At 66.2% G+C, this 19,985-nt stretch carries 16 protein-coding genes; all 16 read left to right on the forward strand.

Annotation, left to right across the window (positions count from 1 at the left end):
• The first annotated feature begins 150 nt into the window (after positions 1-150).
• The 16 genes from H0P51_RS27325 to H0P51_RS27400 all read left to right on the forward strand — a co-directional run bounded on the left by H0P51_RS27325 (position 151) and on the right by H0P51_RS27400 (position 19,767).
• Positions 151-1,245, forward strand: a complete 1,095-nt coding sequence (locus H0P51_RS27325; protein WP_246398247.1) for a StlD/DarB family beta-ketosynthase — start codon at positions 151-153, stop codon at positions 1,243-1,245.
• A 2-nt stretch (positions 1,246-1,247) separates the two neighbouring features.
• The gene (locus tag H0P51_RS27330) at positions 1,248-1,499 is read left to right on the forward strand and encodes an acyl carrier protein (RefSeq protein WP_180915891.1); all 252 of its coding nucleotides are present in this window, start codon (positions 1,248-1,250) and stop codon (positions 1,497-1,499) included.
• Positions 1,496-4,402 (forward strand): type I polyketide synthase, encoded by a 2,907-nt coding sequence (locus H0P51_RS27335; RefSeq protein WP_180915892.1) that lies wholly within the window; start codon positions 1,496-1,498, stop codon positions 4,400-4,402. The genes H0P51_RS27330 and H0P51_RS27335 overlap by 4 nt, the downstream gene beginning before the upstream one ends.
• The gene (locus H0P51_RS27340; RefSeq protein ID WP_180915893.1) at positions 4,399-5,133 is read left to right on the forward strand and encodes a thioesterase II family protein; all 735 of its coding nucleotides are present in this window, start codon (positions 4,399-4,401) and stop codon (positions 5,131-5,133) included. The genes H0P51_RS27335 and H0P51_RS27340 overlap by 4 nt, the downstream gene beginning before the upstream one ends.
• Positions 5,130-6,758: a fatty acyl-AMP ligase gene (locus H0P51_RS27345; protein WP_246398249.1), complete on the forward strand. Its 1,629-nt coding sequence runs from the start codon at positions 5,130-5,132 to the stop codon at positions 6,756-6,758. Before H0P51_RS27340 ends, H0P51_RS27345 begins: the two co-directional genes overlap by 4 nt.
• Before the next feature lie 160 nt (positions 6,759-6,918).
• A complete protein-coding gene (locus H0P51_RS27350; RefSeq protein WP_180915894.1) occupies positions 6,919-8,850 on the forward strand; it encodes a PE family protein in 1,932 nt (643 codons plus the stop codon).
• An 85-nt stretch (positions 8,851-8,935) separates the two neighbouring features.
• Positions 8,936-9,466, forward strand: coding sequence for a GTP cyclohydrolase I (locus tag H0P51_RS27355; protein ID WP_180915895.1), 531 nt, complete (start codon positions 8,936-8,938; stop codon positions 9,464-9,466).
• A gap of 98 nt (positions 9,467-9,564) precedes the next feature.
• Positions 9,565-9,783 (forward strand): hypothetical protein, encoded by a 219-nt coding sequence (locus H0P51_RS27360; protein WP_246398251.1) that lies wholly within the window; start codon positions 9,565-9,567, stop codon positions 9,781-9,783.
• 28 nt (positions 9,784-9,811) lie between these two features.
• Complete coding sequence (locus tag H0P51_RS27365) at positions 9,812-10,939, forward strand: SPFH domain-containing protein (protein WP_180915896.1); 1,128 nt, start codon at positions 9,812-9,814, stop codon at positions 10,937-10,939.
• 124 nt (positions 10,940-11,063) lie between these two features.
• Positions 11,064-11,549 carry a GreA/GreB family elongation factor gene (locus tag H0P51_RS27370; protein ID WP_180915897.1) on the forward strand — a complete coding sequence of 162 codons (486 nt, stop codon included), beginning with the start codon at positions 11,064-11,066 and terminating at the stop codon, positions 11,547-11,549.
• Between the two features lie 77 nt (positions 11,550-11,626).
• The gene (locus H0P51_RS27375) at positions 11,627-11,992 is read left to right on the forward strand and encodes a GtrA family protein (protein ID WP_180919264.1); all 366 of its coding nucleotides are present in this window, start codon (positions 11,627-11,629) and stop codon (positions 11,990-11,992) included.
• A gap of 32 nt (positions 11,993-12,024) precedes the next feature.
• The gene (gene dprE1, locus H0P51_RS27380; protein ID WP_180915898.1) at positions 12,025-13,407 is read left to right on the forward strand and encodes a decaprenylphosphoryl-beta-D-ribose oxidase; all 1,383 of its coding nucleotides are present in this window, start codon (positions 12,025-12,027) and stop codon (positions 13,405-13,407) included.
• Positions 13,408-14,190 (forward strand): decaprenylphospho-beta-D-erythro-pentofuranosid-2-ulose 2-reductase, encoded by a 783-nt coding sequence (gene dprE2, locus H0P51_RS27385; protein WP_180915899.1) that lies wholly within the window; start codon positions 13,408-13,410, stop codon positions 14,188-14,190.
• A gap of 2 nt (positions 14,191-14,192) precedes the next feature.
• Positions 14,193-16,160 carry a galactan 5-O-arabinofuranosyltransferase gene (locus H0P51_RS27390; RefSeq protein ID WP_180915900.1) on the forward strand — a complete coding sequence of 656 codons (1,968 nt, stop codon included), beginning with the start codon at positions 14,193-14,195 and terminating at the stop codon, positions 16,158-16,160.
• A complete protein-coding gene (locus H0P51_RS27395) occupies positions 16,160-19,435 on the forward strand; it encodes an arabinosyltransferase domain-containing protein (RefSeq protein WP_180915901.1) in 3,276 nt (1,091 codons plus the stop codon). The genes H0P51_RS27390 and H0P51_RS27395 overlap by 1 nt, the downstream gene beginning before the upstream one ends.
• Positions 19,436-19,536: 101 nt before the next feature.
• Positions 19,537-19,767, forward strand: coding sequence for an MbtH family protein (locus H0P51_RS27400; protein ID WP_180915902.1), 231 nt, complete (start codon positions 19,537-19,539; stop codon positions 19,765-19,767).
• The last annotated feature ends 218 nt before the right edge of the window (positions 19,768-19,985 follow it).

Consider the following 19,985-nt stretch of genomic DNA (forward strand, 5'->3'; position numbering starts at 1 on the left):
CGGCCGTCCCGCTTCAAAAGCGTTGGCCAACAACATAACCAGAGGGATCACCAGGATTCCGGCGTGCAGTTGGCGCTTAGTAGAAAGGTACGATCGACGGTGCGGGATGTCTACATCACAGCGTTTGGGGCGGCGCTTCCAAACAGTCCGGTGGATAACGAGTCGATGGAGCGGGTGATCGGCTATGTCGGCGGTCAGCCATCACCACTGCGAACCAGAATTTTGGATAGCAACGGAATCAAATCGCGCTACTACGCGATCGACCCGGTTACCCGGGAGTTCACCCATTCGAATGCCGAACTGACTGCAGAGGCGATCCGCAATCTTGAACAAGACGGCGTGGATATCGAGAGCATGCAGGCCTTGGCGTGCGGCACGTCGACGCCCGATCAGTTGATGCCCGGCCACGCGCTGATGACCCAGGGCCTGCTCGGCGTCTCCGACATTCCGGCAGTAACCACCACCGGCCTGTGCCTTGCCGGGCTCACCGCGTGGGAATTCGCCTGGCTCAGTGTGGCCAGTGGCCGGTACAACAACGCGGTCGCGAGCGCATCGGAGATCTACTCGGCAGTGATGGCCGCCGAAACGTTTTCCCGGGAAGCCGAACAGACGACCATAGACCCGGAGATCGGCCTGGCCATCGCCTTCGAACGTGACTTCTTGCGCTGGATGTTGTCGGACGGTGCCGGCGCGATCTGGCTATCCTCCGAGCCGCGTACCGACGAACTCAGTCTGCGCATCGACTGGCTGGAGACCATCTCCTACGCCGGCGAGATGCCCCTGTGCATGCATCGCGGATTGAAGGTCAACGACGACGGCAGCACAACGGGCTGGCCGCAGCTGCCGTTCGACACCGCGCTCAACGACGGAGTGTTCTCTCTACAGCAGAACGTGCGCCTGCTCAATAAGAACATCGTTCATTACACATTGGAGAAGCCATTGGCGAAGCTGATGGTCAAGTACGGTCTGAGCGCGGACAAGATCGACTACGTGCTGCCGCACTACTCCTCGATGTACTTCCATGATCGAACGGTGGCCGGCCTAAAGCGGATCGGTCTGGACGTCGATGAGAGCAAGTGGTTCACCAACTTGACTTACAAGGGCAACACCGGTTCGGCATCGATCCTGTTGATGCTCGAGGAGCTGTACCACTCAGGCCGCCTGAAGGAAGGCGACCGGATCGTGTGCGCGGTCCCGGAAAGCGGCCGGTTCTCGACGGGCTTCGCGCACCTAACGGTGGTGTAGCCATGCACGCGGATCAGACTCAGGGGCTGGCCGACTGGTTGCTGAGCAAGATCAGCGGATACCTCAATGTGGCGCCGGAGACCATCGACTTCGATGTACCGCTGGCGGACTTCGGCATCGACTCGGCGATGAGTATGTCGCTGTGCGCCGACCTGCAGTGCGAGCGCGGCATGCTGGTCGACACCACCATCGTCTACGACTACCCGACCATCAACGCGATAGCCGCTCACCTGTCCGGCCTTGGTGAACCGTGACGCCCATCGCCGTCGTTGGCATCGACTGTCGCTTCCCCGGCGCGCCTGACAAAGACGCGTACTGGCGCCTGCTGACCGACGCGGCGGTGACCGACGTCGTTGTTCCCCCGCAGCGCTGGGACATCGAAACCTACTACCACCCTGGCGGAGTGCCGGGTTCGATGAACACCCGGCGGGCGCATTTCGTCGATGATGTCGACGCATTCGATCACGAGTTCTTCGGTATCACGCCAATCGAAGCCAGGGTCCTCGATCCGCAACAGCGGTTGTTGTTACAGACCTCCTACCGCGCACTCGAAGATGCCGGCATCGACCCCAAGTCATTGGCCGGCAGCGCCACTGGGGTCTTCGTCGGTGTGATGTCCAGCGAGTGGAGCAGCTGCCAAATGCTCGATCTGGAGCAGATATCGGCCTTTCACGGCTCGGGCAGCGGCTATTTCATGCTGGCCAATCGGATCAACTACCACCTGAATCTGGTGGGACCGAGCATGGCGATCGATACGGCGTGTTCGTCGTCACTGGTAGCGGTGCACCAGGGATGTGCGGCGCTGCGCAGCTCAGAGATAGACATTGCCGTGGTCGCTGGATCGAATCTGCTACTGACGCCCGCACTCTCGGTGTTCTACACGCAGGCCGGACTGTCGGCTTCCGATGGGAGATGCAAGCCATTCTGCCAGGACGCCGACGGTATCGGCCGCGGCGAGGGGGTCGGCGTGGTGGTGCTGCGCCGATTAGAGGACGCGCTCGCCGCGGGACAACAAATCTATGCCGTGGTGCGCGGCTCTGCGGTCAACCATGACGGGCGCAGCAACGGCATCACGGCTCCCAACCGCGTGTCACAGGCGACGCTGATGCGAAAGACCCTGGCCGCTGCCGAGATCGACGCCCACCGGCTGAACTTCGTCGAAGCACATGGCACCGGAACGGTGCTGGGCGACATGATCGAAGCCAACGCGCTCGGCGACCTACACCGGCAGCGAGACGGCGAACCCTGCCTGCTGGGGTCGGTTAAGGGAAACATTGGCCACACCGAGGGCGCCGCCGGCATAGCGTCATTCATCAAAGCGTGCCTGGCCCTTCACCACCGGGTGTTGCCGCCGACCGTGGTCACCGGACAAGCGAATCCGGGGCTTCGGCTCGAGTCGCAGGGCTTGGCGCTGGCCGACTCGGCATGCGACCTGCCCGCCATCGGCGCGCTGGGCGGTGTCAGTTCCTTTGGCCTGGGCGGCAGCAACGCCCACGTGGTGTTGGAGTCCGCAACGCCCATCCCGACGTCTGGCGGGATGACGGGTGTGCTGACTTTGTCGGCGCCGAACGAACGCGGTCTGCGCCGCAATGCCGCCGTATTCGCCAATGGGATGGCCGCGATTGCCGAGGACCGCGTTGCGGCGTGGTGTCGTGCGAGCAACGCGGTGAAGCGTTCGCACCGGCATCGGCTGGTGCTGGCCGGCGACCGTGACTCGTTGGTGGCGGGATTGACCGAATTCGTGACCACAGAGCGCAGCACGTTCACGTCAGCGGCGGTGCCGCGCAAGGGACCTGCCGAGATCGCCCTGTTGTGTTCCGGGCAGGGTACCCAGTACCCCGGCATGACGCTGCGGCTCTACCAGGAGCACCCCGCCTACCGCGAGCAGCTCGACGCCATTTGCGCGGTGCTCGACCAGCATCTACGAATTCCGTTGCTCCCCAGCATCTTCGAGGACGGCGCGGACCTGGACGACACCAGAATCGCCCAGCCGGCATTGTTCGCTGTCTCATACGCGTTGGGAATGACGCTACTGCTCAACGGTATTCGTCCAGCATTTGGGATCGGCCATAGTATTGGTGAGTTCGCGATCGCATGCCTAGCTGGGGTATTCGGGGTTGCCGACGCGGCCCGGATGGTAGTAATCCGCGGCGAGCTCATGGGCTCGCTGCCACCCGGTGGCGGGATGATTGCGGTTGACCTGACACCGGCCCAGGCGCAGTCACTGGTCGATACGGAACCAGAGTGCGCCCTGGCCGCGGTGAACGGCCCGCGGTCGGTGGTAATTTCAGGTCCGACGTGCTCCCTGGGCATTCTGGCCGATGCCGTGCGCGAACAGGGTGGACGGGCACGCGATCTGAATGTGTCACACGCCTTCCACTCGCCGTTGATGAATCCCATCGTCGAGCGATTTCGCCGCGAGGTCTCGGGTCTACGGCCCGACGAGTCGCGGTTCCCGTTGTTCTCCACGCTCACCGGAGAACTCGTCGAGGGCCGGGCCATGGACGCCGACTACTGGTCGCGCCAAATTTGCTCGCCGGTAAAGTTTTCCGCGGCCTGCGATGCGGCAACGCGCACGATCAGGGCTCGCTTCATCGCTGAGGCCGGACCCCGCACTACCCTGCTCGCTTTGGCACGCCAGTCCGGGGTGCCGACACAGACGGATTCGCTGGCGCTGTGCTCCGGTTCTGGATCTCAGGGCCGCGAGCTGCTGGAGGTGGGTGCAACTCTATTGCGTGAGGGCTATCCGGTCGACTTGTCGCCCATTTACGGTGATCCGGCCGGCGCCTCGGAGCGAATTCCGCCCTATACCTTCGACGATGGTTCCCGCTTTTGGTCCGACGGCTACATCGCGGCGGCGCCCGAACCACACCGACCACGGCCGCAGATACCCGCATCGACCGATCTGGCAGCCGAAGTATTGACGCTGATCGCCGAAGTCGGCGGTTTTCCAGTCGGCGAGATTACGCGATCAATGCGGCTCAACGAGGAACTCGGTTACGACTCTTTGCTGCAGCTGCGCCTGTTTGAGCAAATACGCAGGCGCTACCCGCAATTGACACTGAACAACATCGCCGAAGTGCCGTCGGGCATCGGCAACGTCGGCGAGTTAGTCGATGTGGTGGTGGACCGCCTCGGGTTGGCAGGCGCCAGATGACACCCGTCGAACTCGTCTGCTTTCCGCACGCCGGCGGCGGCGCGACTTCATTCAACCTGCTGCGTCGGGACCTGTCGTCGGCCGGTGCGAACATCAACATAACCGCGGTAGAACTGCCCGGACATGGGGTGCGCTGCCGCGAGCAACGATTCGTCGACGCGTACGCTTGCGCGCGGTCACTGGTCGACGAGCTTGCCGTGCCGTTGAGCAGGCCACACGTTCTGCTGGGCCACAGCATGGGTGCTCTACTGGCGTATCTGGTTGCGCAGCAGCGTATTGACCAGGGTCTGCGGCCGCCCGCGGCGGTCATCGTGGTCGCCGCGCAGGCGCCGCACCTGAACAGCCAGTTTGAGGACATCGACGCCACCCATGACCAAGATCTGGCCACCGATTTGGTGGCCTACGGCGGCCTGCCTGCCGAAGTGCTGGCCCGACCTGAATGGCTGGACGTATTGATGCCCGTCATTCGCGACGATCTACGCATGTGTAGGTCTTATCGTCAATCCGGCGAACCGCCGCTTCCCTGCGCGTTGCACATCTTCGGCGCTCAGTGTGATCCATTGGTGCCGTTCGACGCGCTGGACGCCTGGTCGGATTATTCGATGTTGCCGCAGCCGATCCGGCTGTTCGCCGGTAATCACTTCCTGTTCCGCCCGTCCAACCCCGAGTTGGTGCAGGCCATCAGCCACATCACCGAGACAGCGTTAAGTATAGGAGAATTGGTGCGTTGAGCGGTTTGGTCGACAGCATTCTCGCGGCTACCCGATCTTCCTCGGGGGCGCTGACGGTCGGCACCGTCGCCAACCCGCACAGGATCCCTTGGCCACAGGTCCATGCCACGGCCGCCGGGATGTCGAACACGTTGGCCGGCAGGGGAATCGGCCGTGGAGACACGGTTGCCATATTGGCCGGCGACGCGGCGGACGTCGCACCGCTCGCACAGGCCCTCTGGATGCGCGGCGCTGCGCTGACCATGCTGCAGCAGCCGACCCCGCGGATCGACCTCGGCGTCTGGATCGCAGACACGCTGCGGGCACTGGAGATGCTGCGGGTCTCGGGTGTCGTCGTCGGTGCACCCTTCGAGATGGCGGCGGGGCCATTAGCCGAGCAAGGTTTGCCCGTATGGAGCGCGGATTCCCTTCGCGGAGAAGGCCCGATCGCATTGCTGCAGGCCGACGAGACGGATATCGCGATGCGGCAGTTGACGTCCGGTTCCACCGGAGTGCCGAAGGCAGTCGAGATCAGCCACCGCAACCTGGCCGCCAACATCGATGCCACCGGGCGCGCGACCGGCGCCACGAGCGACAGCATCGCTGCCGGGTGGCTACCGCTGTGTCACGACATGGGGATGATTGGATTTATCTGCATGCCAATGGTATTCGGCGCAGAAGCAGTGGTGATGCGGACAGAAGAGTTTCTGCGGCGGCCGATCATGTGGGCCGAGATGATCAGCAAATTCCGGGCGACTATCACCGCGGGCCCCAACTTTGCCTACTCGGTGCTGGCCCGGATGCTCGAGGGCGCCGATCCGCAGATAATCACGCTGTCATCGCTGCAGGTCGCGATCAATGGAGCCGAACCCATCGATCACCGCGACCTGGAGCGCTTCCAATCCGTCGGTGCCCGGTTCGGCCTAGGCACCGGCGTGGTTACCCCTTTCTATGGTCTGGCCGAGGCGACCGTGACGGTATCCGCAGGCGTGTTCGGTGTACCACCCGTCGTCGACTATGTGTCGAGGCCACGTATGGCCTCGGCCAACGTGGCGCAACCCGTCGCGGCCGAGGCACCCGACAGTCAACCGGTGGTCTGTGTGGGTCGCCCGGTGCACGACATGCGAGTCCGTATCACTGGAGACCGCAAGATTCTGGACAGTAGGAAGATCGGCGCCATCGAAGTCTCCGGACCATCGGTCGCGCGCAGTTACCTGACGACCGAAGGCACCGTGGCGCTGGCAGACGAAGACGGCTGGTTCGACACCGGTGACCTCGGCTACCTCGACGAGCAGGATCGCCTCTACATCTGCGGACGCTCCAAAGACCTGATCGTGCTGGCCGGCCGCAACCTCTACCCGCACGACATCGAGCGCGCCGCGGCCGGCGTCGAAGGGGTTCGCAAGGGCTGCGTGGTTGCCCTGCGGGTCGGTACCGCCGAACGTGAAGGATTTGCCGTCCTCGCCGAGGTATACGACCACTACGACGAACAGCAACGCACCCAGCTGCGGCGGGACATCGCTGCCCGCGTTAGCAGCCACATCGGCCACATGCCCCGCGAGGTACGGCTCCTCGCGCCGGGAAGTCTGCCCAAGACCACCTCGGGCAAGCTGCGCCGTAACCACGCACGCACCCTGCTGGGCTAACCACCGGAAGGCCCACCGAATCAGGTTCGCGGTGGCAGTCAGCCGCAAAAGGACGCGGATTATCCGCTTACCGCAAATCTCGAACACGTTGTCGCTGAACTGGATACGATCCAGCCCTAGGCGTTGCGGGGTGGGCGAGCAGGTCGAATAGGAGATCCAGTTGTCGTACATCGTGGCTGTCCCCGAAGCACTGACCGCGGCCGCCGCGAACGTCGCCGACATTGGCTCGGCGGTGTGGGCCGCCAACGCGGCCGCCGTCGCGCCCACCTCCTCGGTGCTGGCCGCGGCCGCCGATGAAGTGTCCGAGCAGATTGCCGCGCTCTTCGGCGCGCATGCCCGTAGCTATCAAGCGGTCAGCGCCCAGGCCTCGGAATTTCATCAGCAGTTCCTGCAAACGTTGAATGCCGCGGGCACCTCGTATGCCACCGCGGAGGCCGCCAATGCCGCCCCATTGCAAGCCGCCGGCGACGCGGTGCTCGGCGTGATCAACGCGCCAACTCAGGCGCTGCTAGGCCGGCCGTTGATCGGCAACGGCGCCGACGGCAGTTCCCCGGGACAGGCCGGCGGCGCGGGCGGTCTATTGATCGGCAACGGCGGAAACGGCGCGGCCGGGGCAACTGGCCAGGCCGGCGGCACGGGCGGTTCGGCCGGTCTGTTGGGCCACGGCGGTGCCGGCGGTACCGGAGGCTCGGGCGCGGTCGGGGGCAACGGCGGCAACGGTGGCCTGCTTTACGGCAACGGTGGCGCGGGTGGGACCGGCGGACTTGGTGCCGCGGGTGGAACCGGTGGGAGCGCATTGCTCTTGGGCCACGGCGGCACCGGCGGCTCCGGCGGTGCCGGGGCGGCGGGCGGAGCCGGCGGCAACGCCTACTTGCTGGGCAGCGGCGGCCACGGCGGTGCGGGCGGTAACGCCACCGCCGGTGTCAACGGCGGGCTGGCCGGGCGTGGGGGCGACGGTGGCGCGGCGGGCCTCTGGGGTGACGGAGGATCCGGGGGGCGCGGCGGTGAAGGGTTGACCGGGGCGGATGGGCAGAATCCGACCCCAAGCGGAGCCACCGCGGCAACCGGCGCCGCGGGCACCGCAAGCAATGTCGTCGGAAACGACAATGCCGAGGCCACCGGCACCTCGGGTGGCACCGGAGGCACGGGTGGGCCGGGCTGGGCCGGCGGAACTGGTGGATCCGGCGGTAGTGCAACGGCCACAACAACCGACACAGCTGGTGGGAACAGCATCACCGCAACGGGCGGTAACGGCGGCGCCGGCGGTGCTGCGGGCGCCGGTGCCGCCGGCGGTGCCGGCGGCGCCGGCGGTGCTGCGTCGGCAACCGGCAAGGGCGGCTTAGGCCATCCCGAGGACTACACCGTGGCCACCGGCGGCAAGGGCGGCGACGGGGCTTCCGGCGGTGCCGGGGGTGGCGCAGGCGGGGCCGGCGGAGCCGGCGGCAATGCGGTCGCCGGCACTACGGATGACTCCCCCTCGGCATTCGGCGGCCACGGCGGCAACGGTGGTAATGGCGGCATCGGCACCGCGGGTGGAACCGGGGGCGCGGGCGGCGCCGGCGGCAACGGCGGGCGTGCCGGCCTGTTGTTCGGTGACGGCGGCGCCGGCGGCGCCGGCGGAACCGGCGGAACCGGCGGAACCGGCGCTATCGGCGGAACCGGCGGCAATGGGGGCAACGGTGGCACCAGCAACACCGCTAACGCCGGGGCCGGCGACGGCGGCGACGCGGGTGCGGGCGGCACCGGCGGAACCGGCGGAACCGGCGGAACCGGAGGCGCCGGTGGGGCCGGCGGTAGCAGCGGACTGCTGTCCGGCCACGGCGGCATCGGGGGCGATGGCGGAGCGGCCGGAAACGGCGGTGACGGGGGCTCCGGTGGCACCGGCGGGCACGGCGGCAAGTCGGGCGGCACCGGCGGCCTCGCGGGCGCGTCCGGTGATGGCGGTGACGGCGGTACCGGTGGGGCTGCCGGCACCGCAGGCAGTGCCGGCAACGGAGGAACGGGCGGCGTGTTCGGCTCGGCCGGCACCGTTGGGGCAGTCGGCGGCGCAGGATCCCAGGGCAATCAGGGCGGGGACGGCGCTCCCGGTTAGTTGGGACGGCCCGGTCCCGACCACGTAAAGGATCCGCCAAGAATTCGTTGAGAATCCGTCAAGGGCCTCGCCGGAGGCTGTGCCGGTGCATACATCGACGAGGTTCTCCGCGCCACGCCGTGACGACGATATCGCAGGGATCGCGCTCGCGGCCGTCCTGCAATTTCCCGTCGACCGCGTGCGCGAGCCACAGACCGAGCTCGAGCTCGTCCGACCGATCCCGTTCCACGCGTTGTGCGAGTGGCACCTGATCCCATTTCACGGCGCGGTGCATATCGGCTACCTGCCGGGTTGTCTGCCCGGCGAAAAGCCGGTCAAGCAAGCCGAATTCGCGCGCATCGTGAAAGCCTGCTCGACGGGGATCCAGACCCAGCAGCGGATGACCACCCGGATCGGTCTGTGGCTGCACCACCAGCTCGCCCCACGAGGGGTGGGCGTGCTGGTGGAGGGCGGCTACGCCTGCGAGACCGCCTGCGCGCCAGCCCACTCCAGTGCGCATCCGGCAGGACCCACCAGCACGCTGGCGTTCTACGGTTCGTTGCGGCACAGCGTCGAGCGGCAACGTGAGTTTCTCACCCGAACCAGCCAGGAACTCAACAGGATCGGTGTCCAGTGAACACGGCCGCAATATGACCACGAGGACCGCACCGCCGACTTCGCCCCTGCCGCAGCGATGACTCGACGCCGGGCACCTCGAAGGCGCATCATGCGATCGTGAGCGCCTCGGTCATCGGATGCGTGGGGACCGTGATCGTGCCGACTCGCGGCGTGGACGGTGCCGGCGAGGTCTTGCTGCGGGTGCGCGGAACCAAAGAGGCTTTTCTGGCCCGCTCCGACCAGCCACTAGCCAAGGGAACGAAGGTGCTGGTGGTGCAAACCCTCGGTCCCCGATCCGTCGTCGTCGAGCCCTGGCACGACCCGACGCACTTCTAATTGGAACGAAAACACAAGGAGTACAACAATGCTCGGTTACAGGGTGCCCGCTCCGGACGAGGCGATGCTGATCTCCGGAGGCAAGGCCAAGGGCAACGCGCCCTTCCGCGTCGTCACCGGCCACGGCGCCTTCGTGGTGCCGTTCTTCCGCAAAGCCGCGTTCCTCACGCTGGCCATGTGCGAAGCCGAAGTGGCCGAGAAGTGCGTCACCCAGCAGGGCATCACCCTCAATGTCCGGGCTGTCATCGCGTTCAAGGTCGGCAACGATCCCGAGAGCATCATCGCCGCCGCGCAACGATTCCTGTCCGAACAAGATCAGATGCAGGTGCTCACCGGGCGGATCTTCGCCGGCCACCTGCGCTCGATCATCGGTTCGATGACGGTGGAGCAGATCATCCGGGAACGCCAAAAGCTGGCCACCGAGGTGTTGGACGGGTCCAAGGAAGAGATGGCCCGCATCGGGTTGAGCGTCGATGCGCTGCAGATCCAGTCCATCGACGACGACGGGCTGGGCTACATCAAGGCAATGTCGGCACCGCACAACGCCGCCGTCCAGCAACAGGCGCAGATCGCCCAAGCCCAGGCCGACCAGAAGGCCGCCGAAGCCGAGCAGGAATCGCAGCGCAAACAGGCCGAATTCGCTAGGGAGACCGCGATAGTCAAGGCGCAGTACAAGGCCGAGGTCGACAAGGCGCAGGCGGAGGCCGCGCAGGCGGGTCCGCTGGCCGAGGCGGAGGCGCAGCGCGAGGTGTTGGCCATGCGCACCGAATTAGCGGAGCGCGCCGCCGAACTGCGCCAGCAGGAGCTGGTCGCCGAAGTGGTCAAGCCGGCCGAGGCCGAAGCCGAACGGGTTCGGATCCTGGCGGTAGCCGACGCCGAGAAGATGCGGATCCAGGCCGAGGCGGCGGCGTCGCACAACCGCGTAGCGCTGGATCGGATGATCATCGACCAGTTGCCCGAGATCGTGGACAAGGCCGCGCGCGGCCTGGCGGGCTCCAACCTGACGGTGCTCAACGGCGCGGAGGGCATCAGCCAGGTGACCAGCGGGCTGGTGTCACAGGGCCTGGCCATCTTCGACGCAGTGCGCAACGGGCTCGGTCAGTACGACGAGGACGCGGGTGAGGTGGTCCCGCTCGACGGCAAAGACAGCAGCTGAATCGCTTTGAGGTCGTTTAGCCCGGGTAAACGGGGCCGGAATACCCGTGACGACCGCGTTCGTTGTGGTGTATCACTGTAAGCCACGAATCCGGATCGATACCCCAGGGCGAAAGGTCGCGCAGGTGAGCAAGGAAGCCCAGTCAACGGACCCGGCGGCTGCCGCCCGCGAGAACCTCGCTGCCGAGCTCGATCGGCTAAAACAGCGGTACGACCGGCTAGAGGTCGAGGTCAAGAATGACCGCGGCATGGTCGGTGATCACGGTGATGCCGCCGAAGCCATCCAGCGCGCCGACGAACTGGCCGTACTCGGCGACCGCATCAACGAGCTCGACCGCCGGTTGAAGGCCGGCCCATCCAGCTCGGACGCCTCCGGGGAACTGCCCGGCGGCACCGAAGTGACGCTGCGATTCGCCGACGGCGAGGTGGTCACCATGCACGTCATTTCCATCGTCGAGGAGACACCCGTCGGCCATGAGGCCGAGACGCTCACCGCCCGCAGCCCGCTGGGTCAGGCGCTGGCCGGACACCAGGCCGGTGACACCGTGACCTACTCGACGCCGCAAGGACCGACACAGGTCGAGCTGATCTCGGTGAAGCTGCCCAGCTGACGATGATCCCGCCCGAGCCCGATGCCGCGCCCGTCGACGAGGATCAGCATCAGCACCTGCATCTGACCACTCAGGCGCTGCGCTTTTTGATCACCGGCATCTTTGCGGCCATGGTGGACTTCAGCGTGTATGTCGCGCTCTATAAGGGTGCGGGCCTGCAGGTAGACCTGTCGAAGTTCATCAGCGTCGTCATCGGCACCATCACCGCCTACCTGATCAACCGGCGGTGGACCTTTAGGGCGGCGCCCAGCCGGGCCCGGTTCGCCGCCGTGATGGCGCTTTACGGGGTCACCTTCGCCGTTCAGGTGGGTCTGAACCATCTGTGCCTGGCGCTGCTGCACTACCGCAGCTGGGCCATCCCCGTCGCATTCGTGATCGCGCAGGGTGTGGCGACGGTGATCAATTTCATCGTGCAGCGAACCGTGATCTTCCGCGTCCGCTGAGCCTGGCCGCACGCGCGGTACCCTCTTTGACGATGTTCAGCGCTGATATACCGACCACACCGCAGCGACTCATGGGTTTCGGCAGGACCGCCCCGTCGGTAGCTCAGGTGTTGTCCACCCCGGACGTCGAGGTCATCACCAAGGCGGTGGCCCAGGCAGCCGACTCCCCTGGCCGTGGCGTGATCGCGCGCGGTCTGGGCCGCTCGTACGGCGACAACGCCCAGAACGGCGGCGGCCTGGTGATCGACATGACGCCGCTGAACAAGATCCACTCAATCAGCGCCGAGACCCGTCTGGCCGACGTCGACAGCGGGGTGAGCCTCGACCAGCTGATGAAGGCGGCACTCCCGTTCGGGCTGTGGGTACCGGTGCTGCCCGGGACGCGCCAGGTCACCGTTGGCGGGGCGATCGGCTGTGACATCCACGGCAAGAACCACCACAGCGCCGGCAGCTTCGGCAACCATGTGCGGTCGATGGATTTGCTGCTGGCCGACGGTTCAGTGCGCACCATCACCCCCGACGGCGACGACACCGAACTGTTCTGGGCCACCGTCGGGGGCAACGGGCTGACCGGCATCATCCTGCGCGCCACCATCGCGATGACGCCCACCGAGACGGCCTATTTCATTGCCGACGGCCTGGCCACCCACGACCTCGATGAGACCGTCGCCGTGCACCTCGATGGCAGCGAGGACAAGTACACGTACTCCAGTGCCTGGTTCGATCTGATCAGTCCGCCACCGAAACTCGGACGCGCCTCGGTCAGCCGGGGTAGCCTGGCGCGACTCGACCAACTGCCCGACAAGCTCGCCAAAAACCCGCTCAAATTCGATGCGCCGCAACTCTTGAAGGTGCCCAACGCATTTCCCGTCAGCGCGATGAACAAGTTGTCGTTCATGGCGATCGGCGAGGTGTACTACCGGCTAGGCGGCAACTACACCGGCAAGATCCAGAATCTGTCGCAGTTTTACCACATGCTCGACCTGGTCAGCGGCTGGAATTATTCTTACGGGCCAGCAGGTTTCGCCCAACATCAGTTCCTGGTCCCGCCCGATGCGATGGACGAATTCAAAGCCATCATCCGGTGGATCCAGACCCGAGGCCACTACTCGGCCCTCAACGTGTTCAAACTATTCGGTCCGGGAAACGTTGCGCCGCTGAGTTTCCCGATGGCCGGCTGGAATGTCGCGATGGACTTCCCGGTCAAGCCCGGAGTCAACGAGTTCCTCAATGAGCTTGACCAGCGGGTACTGCAATTCGGTGGCCGCGTCTACACCGCCAAGGACTCTCGGGTGAGTGCCGAGACTTTTCACGCCATGTATCCGCGCATCGACGAGTGGATCGCCTTGCGACGCAAGGTTGATCCGAACGGGGTGTTCGCCTCCGACATGGCCCGACGTTTGGAGCTGCTCTAGATGGTGCTGGACGCTGTCGGTAATCCTCAGTCGATCCTGTTGCTCGGAGGCACTTCCGAGATCGGGCTGGCCATCTGCGAACGGTACCTGCAGAACGCGCACGCCCGAATCGTGCTGGCCGACATACCGGACCATCCGCGCAAGGCCGACGCCACCGCCGCGATGACAGCGGCGGGCGCCAAATCAGTCGAGTGGATCGACTTCGACGCCACCTCAAGCGGCAACCACCCTGCGGTCATCGATGCGGCCTTCAGCGGCGGTGACATTGATGTGGCCATCGTCGCGTTCGGTCTGCTCGGGGACGCCGAAGAGCTCTGGCAGAACCAGCGCAAGGCGGTGCAGATTGCCGAAATCAATTACACTGCGGCGGTTTCAGTGGGCGTACTGCTGGGCGAGAAGATGCGCGCGCAGGGTTTCGGCCAGATCATCGCGATGAGCAGCGCGGCCGGTGAACGGGTGCGCCGGTCCAACTTCGTCTACGGCTCCACCAAGGCCGGGCTGGACGGCTTTTACCTCGGGCTCGGGGAAGCGCTGCGCGAGTTCGGGGTTCACGTATTGGTGATCCGGCCGGGCCAGGTTCGCACGTCGACGACGATCGCGCATTGGCAGGCCACCGGCGCCAAGGAAGCTCCGCTGACCGTCGACAAGGAGTACGTAGCAAACCTCGCGGTGACCGCGGCCGCCAAAGGTAAGGAATTGGTTTGGGCACCAGCAGCATTCCGCTACGTGATGATGGTGTTGCGACACGTTCCGCGGAAGATCTTCCGCAGACTGCCCATCTGAGCATGCGCAACGCGCTGGCCACCCTTGGCCAGATGATCGCGGCGGCTCTGGTAGCCGTCGTGGTAGCGGCGGTGTCGCTGAGCGCGATCTCACGGGTTCAATGGCCGGCCTACCCATCGTCCAATCAGTTGCACGCACTGACCACCGTGGGCCAGGTGGGTTGCCTGGCCGGACTGCTGGCCGTCGGGCTGGTATGGCGGCACGGACGCTTTAGGCGGCTGGCCCAACTGGGCGGGCTGGTGTTCGTCTGCGCGTTCACCGTCGTGACGCTAGGCATGCCGCTGGGGGCCACCAAGCTGTACTTGTTCGGCATCTCCGTGGACCAGCAGTTCCGCACCGAATACTTGACCCGCCTGACCGACAGCCCCGCGCTGCGCGACATGACCTATCAGGGCCTGCCGCCGTTCTACCCACCGGGCTGGTTCTGGATCGGCGGGCGCGCCGCCGCCGTCACCGGGACCCCGGCCTGGGAAATGTTCAAGCCGTGGGCGATCACCTCGATCACCGTGGCGGTGGCCGTGGCGCTGGTGCTGTGGTGGCGCATGATCCGGTTCGAGTACGCGCTGCTGGTCACCACCGCGACGGCCGCGGTGATGCTGGCCTACAGCTCACCGGAGCCCTATGCCGCAATGATCACGGTGCTGCTGCCGCCCGTGTTCGTGCTGACGTGGTCGGGTCTGCGCGCCGGCACACGGTTCGCCGCTCCATCTGATGTCGCCGCTCCATCTGATGTCGTCGCTTCATCTGATGTCGAGCGCCACGCTGCGACACCCGACGAGAAAGCGGGTGGGGGTGCAGCGGGTTGGGCGGCGATCGTCGGCGCCGGGCTTTTTCTGGGCTTCGCGGCAAATTGGTACACGCTGTTGTTCGGCTTCAGTGCGTTCACGGTGGCGTTGATGGCCCTAGGGGTGGCCGCGGCGCGCGGGCGGACATATGGGATCAAGGCCGCACTCGATCCACTGTACCGGCTCGCCACCATCGCCGTCATCGCGGCGGCGATCGCATCCACCACCTGGCTGCCCTACCTGCTGAGGACCCTGACCGCCCCGATCAGCAATTCCGGTAGCGCTTTCCACTACCTACCCGCCGACGGCGCTGCGCTGACCTTCCCGATGCTGCAGTTCTCGCTGCTGGGTGCGATCTGCCTGGTGGGCACGCTTTGGCTGGTGATCCGGGCGCGTTCCTCGGTGCGGGCCGGCGGGCTGGCCGTCGCCGTGACCGCGGTCTATCTGTGGTCGCTGCTGTCGATGCTGACCACGCTGGCACGGACCACCTTGTTGTCGTTCCGGCTGCAGCCCACGCTCAGCGTGCTGCTGGTGGCGGCCGGCGTCTTCGGCTTCGTTGAAGGCGTTCAGGCGCTCTCCAAACGCAGCCGGGTCGTGCTCCCGGTGGCCGCCGCGATCGGGCTGACCGGGGCCATCGCCTTCAGCCAGGACATTCCCGACGTGCTGCGACCCGATCTCACGATCGCCTACACCGACACCGGTGGTGACGGGCAACGCGGCGACCGGCGCCCGCCCGCTTCGGAGAAGTACTACCCGGCCGTCGACGCCGTCATCCAGAAAGTGACCGGCAAGCCCCGTGACCAGACCGTCGTGCTCACCGCCGACTACAGCTTCCTGTCGTTCTACCCTTACTGGGGTTTCCAGGGCTTGACGTCGCACTACGCGAACCCACTGGCCCAGTTCGACAAGCGAGCCGCACAGATCGAGAGCTGGGCCCAGCTCAAGACGGCCGACGAGTTGATCCACTCGCTGGACAACCTGCCCTGGCCGCCGCCGACCGTCTTCCTGATGCGCCGCGGTGCGAATAACACCTATACCCTGCGGCTGGCCGAGGACGTATACCCGAACCAGCCGAACGTCCGGCGCTACACCGTGGACCTCAAGGCCGCCCTGTTCGCCGACTCGCGGTTCTCGGTTGAGACCATCGGCCCGTTCGTGGTGGCCATCCGCAAGCCGGGTCCCTGATGGCGACCGAAGCCTCGCCTCACGCCGTCAACGAATTACCATCTACCTCCGTGAGCGACGAGGGAGCGAACTACCGGCTCGCCCGGGTCGTCGCCGTCGTCGCCGGTCTGCTGGGGACCGTTCTTGCGCTGGCGACCCCGCTGCTGCCGGTCCGGCAGACGACTGCCCAACTCAACTGGCCACAGAACGGCGTCTTCGGCAGCGTCGAGGCCCCCCTGATCTCCTACGTGGCGACCGACCTGAACATCAGCGTGCCCTGCCAGGCCGCCGCCGGGCTGGCCGGACCGCAGAACGCCGCCAAGACGGTGTTGCTGTCGACGGTGCCCAAGCAGGCCCCGAAGGCCATTGACCGCGGACTGCTGTTGCAGCGGGTCAACGAAGACCTGGTGCTGATCGTGCGCAACGTGCCGGTGGTCACCGCGCCGATGAACGAGGTGCTGGGGCCGTCCTGCCAGCGCCTGACGTTCACCGCGCACGCCGACCGGGTCACCGGGGAGTTCGTCGGCCTGAAACAGGGACCCACCACCGAGCACCCCGGCGAACCGCTGCGCGGCGAGAAAAGCGGCTACGACTTCCGTCCCCAGATCGTGGGCGTGTTCACAGATCTGTCCGGGCCGGCGCCGCCGGGCCTGAGCTTCTCCGCGACCGTCGACAGCCGCTACAGCAGCAGCCCCACCACGCTGAAGATGGCCGCGATGATCCTCGGGGTGGTGCTGACGGCCGCCTCGCTGATTGCGCTGTACGTTCTGGACAGCGCCGACGGCACCCGACACCGGCGCTTCCTGCCGTCGCGCTGGTGGTCTGTCGGGGGGCTGGACGCGCTGGTCATCGCGGTGCTGACGTGGTGGCACTTCGTCGGCGCCAACACCTCCGACGACGGCTACATCCTGACCATGGCCCGGGTGTCCGAGCATGCCGGGTACATGGCCAACTACTACCGCTGGTTCGGCACCCCCGAGGCACCGTTCGGCTGGTACTACGACCTGCTGGCGCTGTGGGCGCATGTCAGCACGGCCAGCATCTGGATGCGGTTGCCCACCCTGGCGATGGCACTGACCTGCTGGTGGGTGATCAGCCGGGAGGTAATCCCGCGGCTGGGCTACGCGGTCAAGAAGAGCCGGGCCGCGGCATGGACGGCGGCAGGAATGTTCCTCGCGGTCTGGCTGCCGCTGGACAACGGCCTGCGTCCCGAGCCGATCATCGCCCTGGGCATCCTGCTGACCTGGTGCTCGGTCGAGCGCGCAGTGGCGACCAGCCGGCTGTTGCCGGTCGCGATGGCTTGCATCATCGGCGCGTTAACGCTGTTCTCCGGGCCAACCGGCATCGCCTCGATCGGCGCGCTGCTGGTCGCGATCGGCCCGCTGCGCACCATCCTGCACCGGCGCTCCAAACGGTTCGGCATCTTGCCGCTGGTCTCACCAATCCTGGCCGCTGCCACCGTCACCGCGATCTTGATCTTCCGCGACCAAACGCTGGCGGGCGAGGCACAGGCCAGCCTGCTCAAGCAGGCCGTCGGCCCCAGCCTGAAGTGGTTCGACGAGCACATCCGCTACGAGCGGCTGTTCATGCCCAGCCCGGACGGGTCGGTGGCGCGCCGCTTCGCAGTGCTGGCGCTGCTGCTGGCGTTAGCGGTCGCGGTCGCGATGTCGTTGCGCAAAGGGCGGATTCCGGGTACCGCGGCCGGTCCGAGCCGCCGCATCATCGGCATCACCATCATTTCGTTCCTGGCGATGATGTTCACCCCGACCAAGTGGACCCACCACTTCGGGGTGTTCGCCGGGCTGGCCGGCTCGCTGGGCGCGCTGGCTGCAGTCGCGGTGACGGGAACGGCGATGCGCTCCCGGCGCAACCGCACCGTGTTCGCCGCCGCGGTGATCTTCGTGATGGCGATGTCCTTCGCCAGTGTCAACGGTTGGTGGTACGTATCGAATTTCGGTGTGCCATGGTCGAATTCGTTCCCCAAGTGGCGCTGGTCGCTGACCACGGCGCTGCTCGAACTCACCGTCGTGGTGCTGCTGATCGCGGCATGGTTCCATTTCGTCGCCAGCAACGACGACGGCCCCCCGAAGACGCGTTTCGGCGCCCGGGCCTCCCGAATCGTGCAGTCGCCGTTGGCGATCGCCACCTGGCTGCTGGTGTTACTGGAGGTTGCGTCGCTGACGCAGGCGATGATCTCCCAATACCCGGCGTGGTCGGTTGGCCGGTCCAACTTGCAGGCGCTCACCGGCAAGACGTGCGGCCTGGCCGAGGATGTGCTCGTCGAACTGGACCCCGACGCCGGCATGCTGGCGCCGGTGTCCGCCCCGGTAGGTGAAGCCCTGGGCGCGGGACTGTCGGAAGCGTTCACGCCCAACGGGATTCCCGCCGACGTGTCCGCCGACCCGGTAATGGAGCGTCCCGGTGACCGCAGCTTCGTCAACGACGACGGGATGATCACCGGCACCGAGGCCGGCACCGAAGGCGGCACCACCGCCGCGCCCGGCATCAACGGTTCGCGCGCCCGGTTGCCGTTCAACTTGGATCCGGCCCAGGTCCCGGTGCTGGGTAGTTGGCGATCGGGCATTCAGGTTCCCGCCATGCTGCGGTCCGGCTGGTACCGGTTGCCCCCCAAAGACGAGCGGAAGAAGACGCCGCTATTGGTGGTCACCGCTGCCGGCCGGTTCGACACCCGGGAGGTCCAGGTGCAATGGGCTACCGACGACGAGGCTGCTGCCGGAAAGCACAGTGGCTCAATGGCATTCGCCGATGTCGGGGCGTCCCCGGCCTGGCGCAACCTGCGGGTGGCGCTGTCCGCGATCCCAGACTCGGCGAGCCAGATCCGGCTGGTGGCCGACGACAACGACCTGGCCCCGCAGCACTGGATCGGACTGACGCCACCGCGGATTCCCAAACTGCGGACCCTGCAGGACGTGGTGGGCTCCAAAGACCCGGTGTTCCTGGACTGGCTGGTCGGGCTGGCGTTCCCCTGCCAGCGACCGTTCGGCCACCAGAACGGCGTCGTCGAGCCACCCAAGTGGCGCATCCTGCCGGACCGCTTCGGCGCCGAGGCGAACTCACCAGTGATGGATAACCTCGGCGGCGGCCCGCTGGGCATCACGGAGTTGCTGGTGCACGCGACGACGGTAGCCAGCTACCTGAAGGACGACTGGTCTCGGGACTGGGGTGCGTTGCAACGATTCACGCCCTACTATCCCGACGCTGTTCCGGCGCGCCTTGAGCTGGGCACGGTGACCCGCAGCGGCCTGTGGAATCCCGCGCCGCTGCGCAAGAGCTGACGCGCCGGCTGCGAGTCCGGCACAAAGGCGGACAGCGACGCGCCGGGGAAGTATCGTCTTGAGCTTGTTGGAACCCAATTCTGGTTTCGTGTGGAGGCGCGGTGAGCATCAACCCGTTCGACGACGACAATGGCAGCTTTTATGTCTTGGTCAACGATGAGGAGCAGCACAGCCTGTGGCCGACGTTTGCCGATGTTCCGGGGGGCTGGCGGGTGGTCTACGGCGAAGCAGATCGCGGTGCGTGCCTGGAATACATAGAACAGAACTGGCCCGACATCCGGCCGAAGAGCCTGCGCGACAGATTGGCTAAGGCTCAGAGCTCCGATCAGTGACCTCGGGCCGCCGCAAGGGCTGAGTGAGGGCACGAGTCCATCTCGTCCTCGTGGCCGCTACGCGGCCCCGCATCCTCAACGGACTCGAGCAGGATCGTCCATCTCGTCCTCGTGGCCGCTACGCGGCCCCGCATCCTCAACGGACTCGAGCAGGATCGTCCATCTCGTCCTCGTGGCCGCTACGCGGCCCCGCATCCTCAACGGACTTAGCCCCGTCG

It is taken from the genome of Mycobacterium vicinigordonae (assembly GCF_013466425.1).
Taxonomy (GTDB): Bacteria; Actinomycetota; Actinomycetes; order Mycobacteriales; family Mycobacteriaceae; genus Mycobacterium; species Mycobacterium vicinigordonae.

Excerpts from the sequence above, each read along its gene's own strand:
- H0P51_RS27330 (WP_180915891.1), top strand. The coding sequence starts at position 1,248 with ATGCACGCGGATCAGACTCAGGGGCTGGCCGACTGGTTGCTGAGCAAG.
- H0P51_RS27340 (WP_180915893.1), top strand. The coding sequence starts at position 4,399 with ATGACACCCGTCGAACTCGTCTGCTTTCCGCACGCCGGCGGCGGCGCG.
- H0P51_RS27365 (WP_180915896.1), top strand. The coding sequence starts at position 9,812 with ATGCTCGGTTACAGGGTGCCCGCTCCGGACGAGGCGATGCTGATCTCC.
- dprE1 (WP_180915898.1), top strand. The coding sequence starts at position 12,025 with ATGTTCAGCGCTGATATACCGACCACACCGCAGCGACTCATGGGTTTC.
- dprE2 (WP_180915899.1), top strand. The coding sequence starts at position 13,408 with ATGGTGCTGGACGCTGTCGGTAATCCTCAGTCGATCCTGTTGCTCGGA.
- H0P51_RS27390 (WP_180915900.1), top strand. The coding sequence starts at position 14,193 with ATGCGCAACGCGCTGGCCACCCTTGGCCAGATGATCGCGGCGGCTCTG.
- H0P51_RS27395 (WP_180915901.1), top strand. The coding sequence starts at position 16,160 with ATGGCGACCGAAGCCTCGCCTCACGCCGTCAACGAATTACCATCTACC.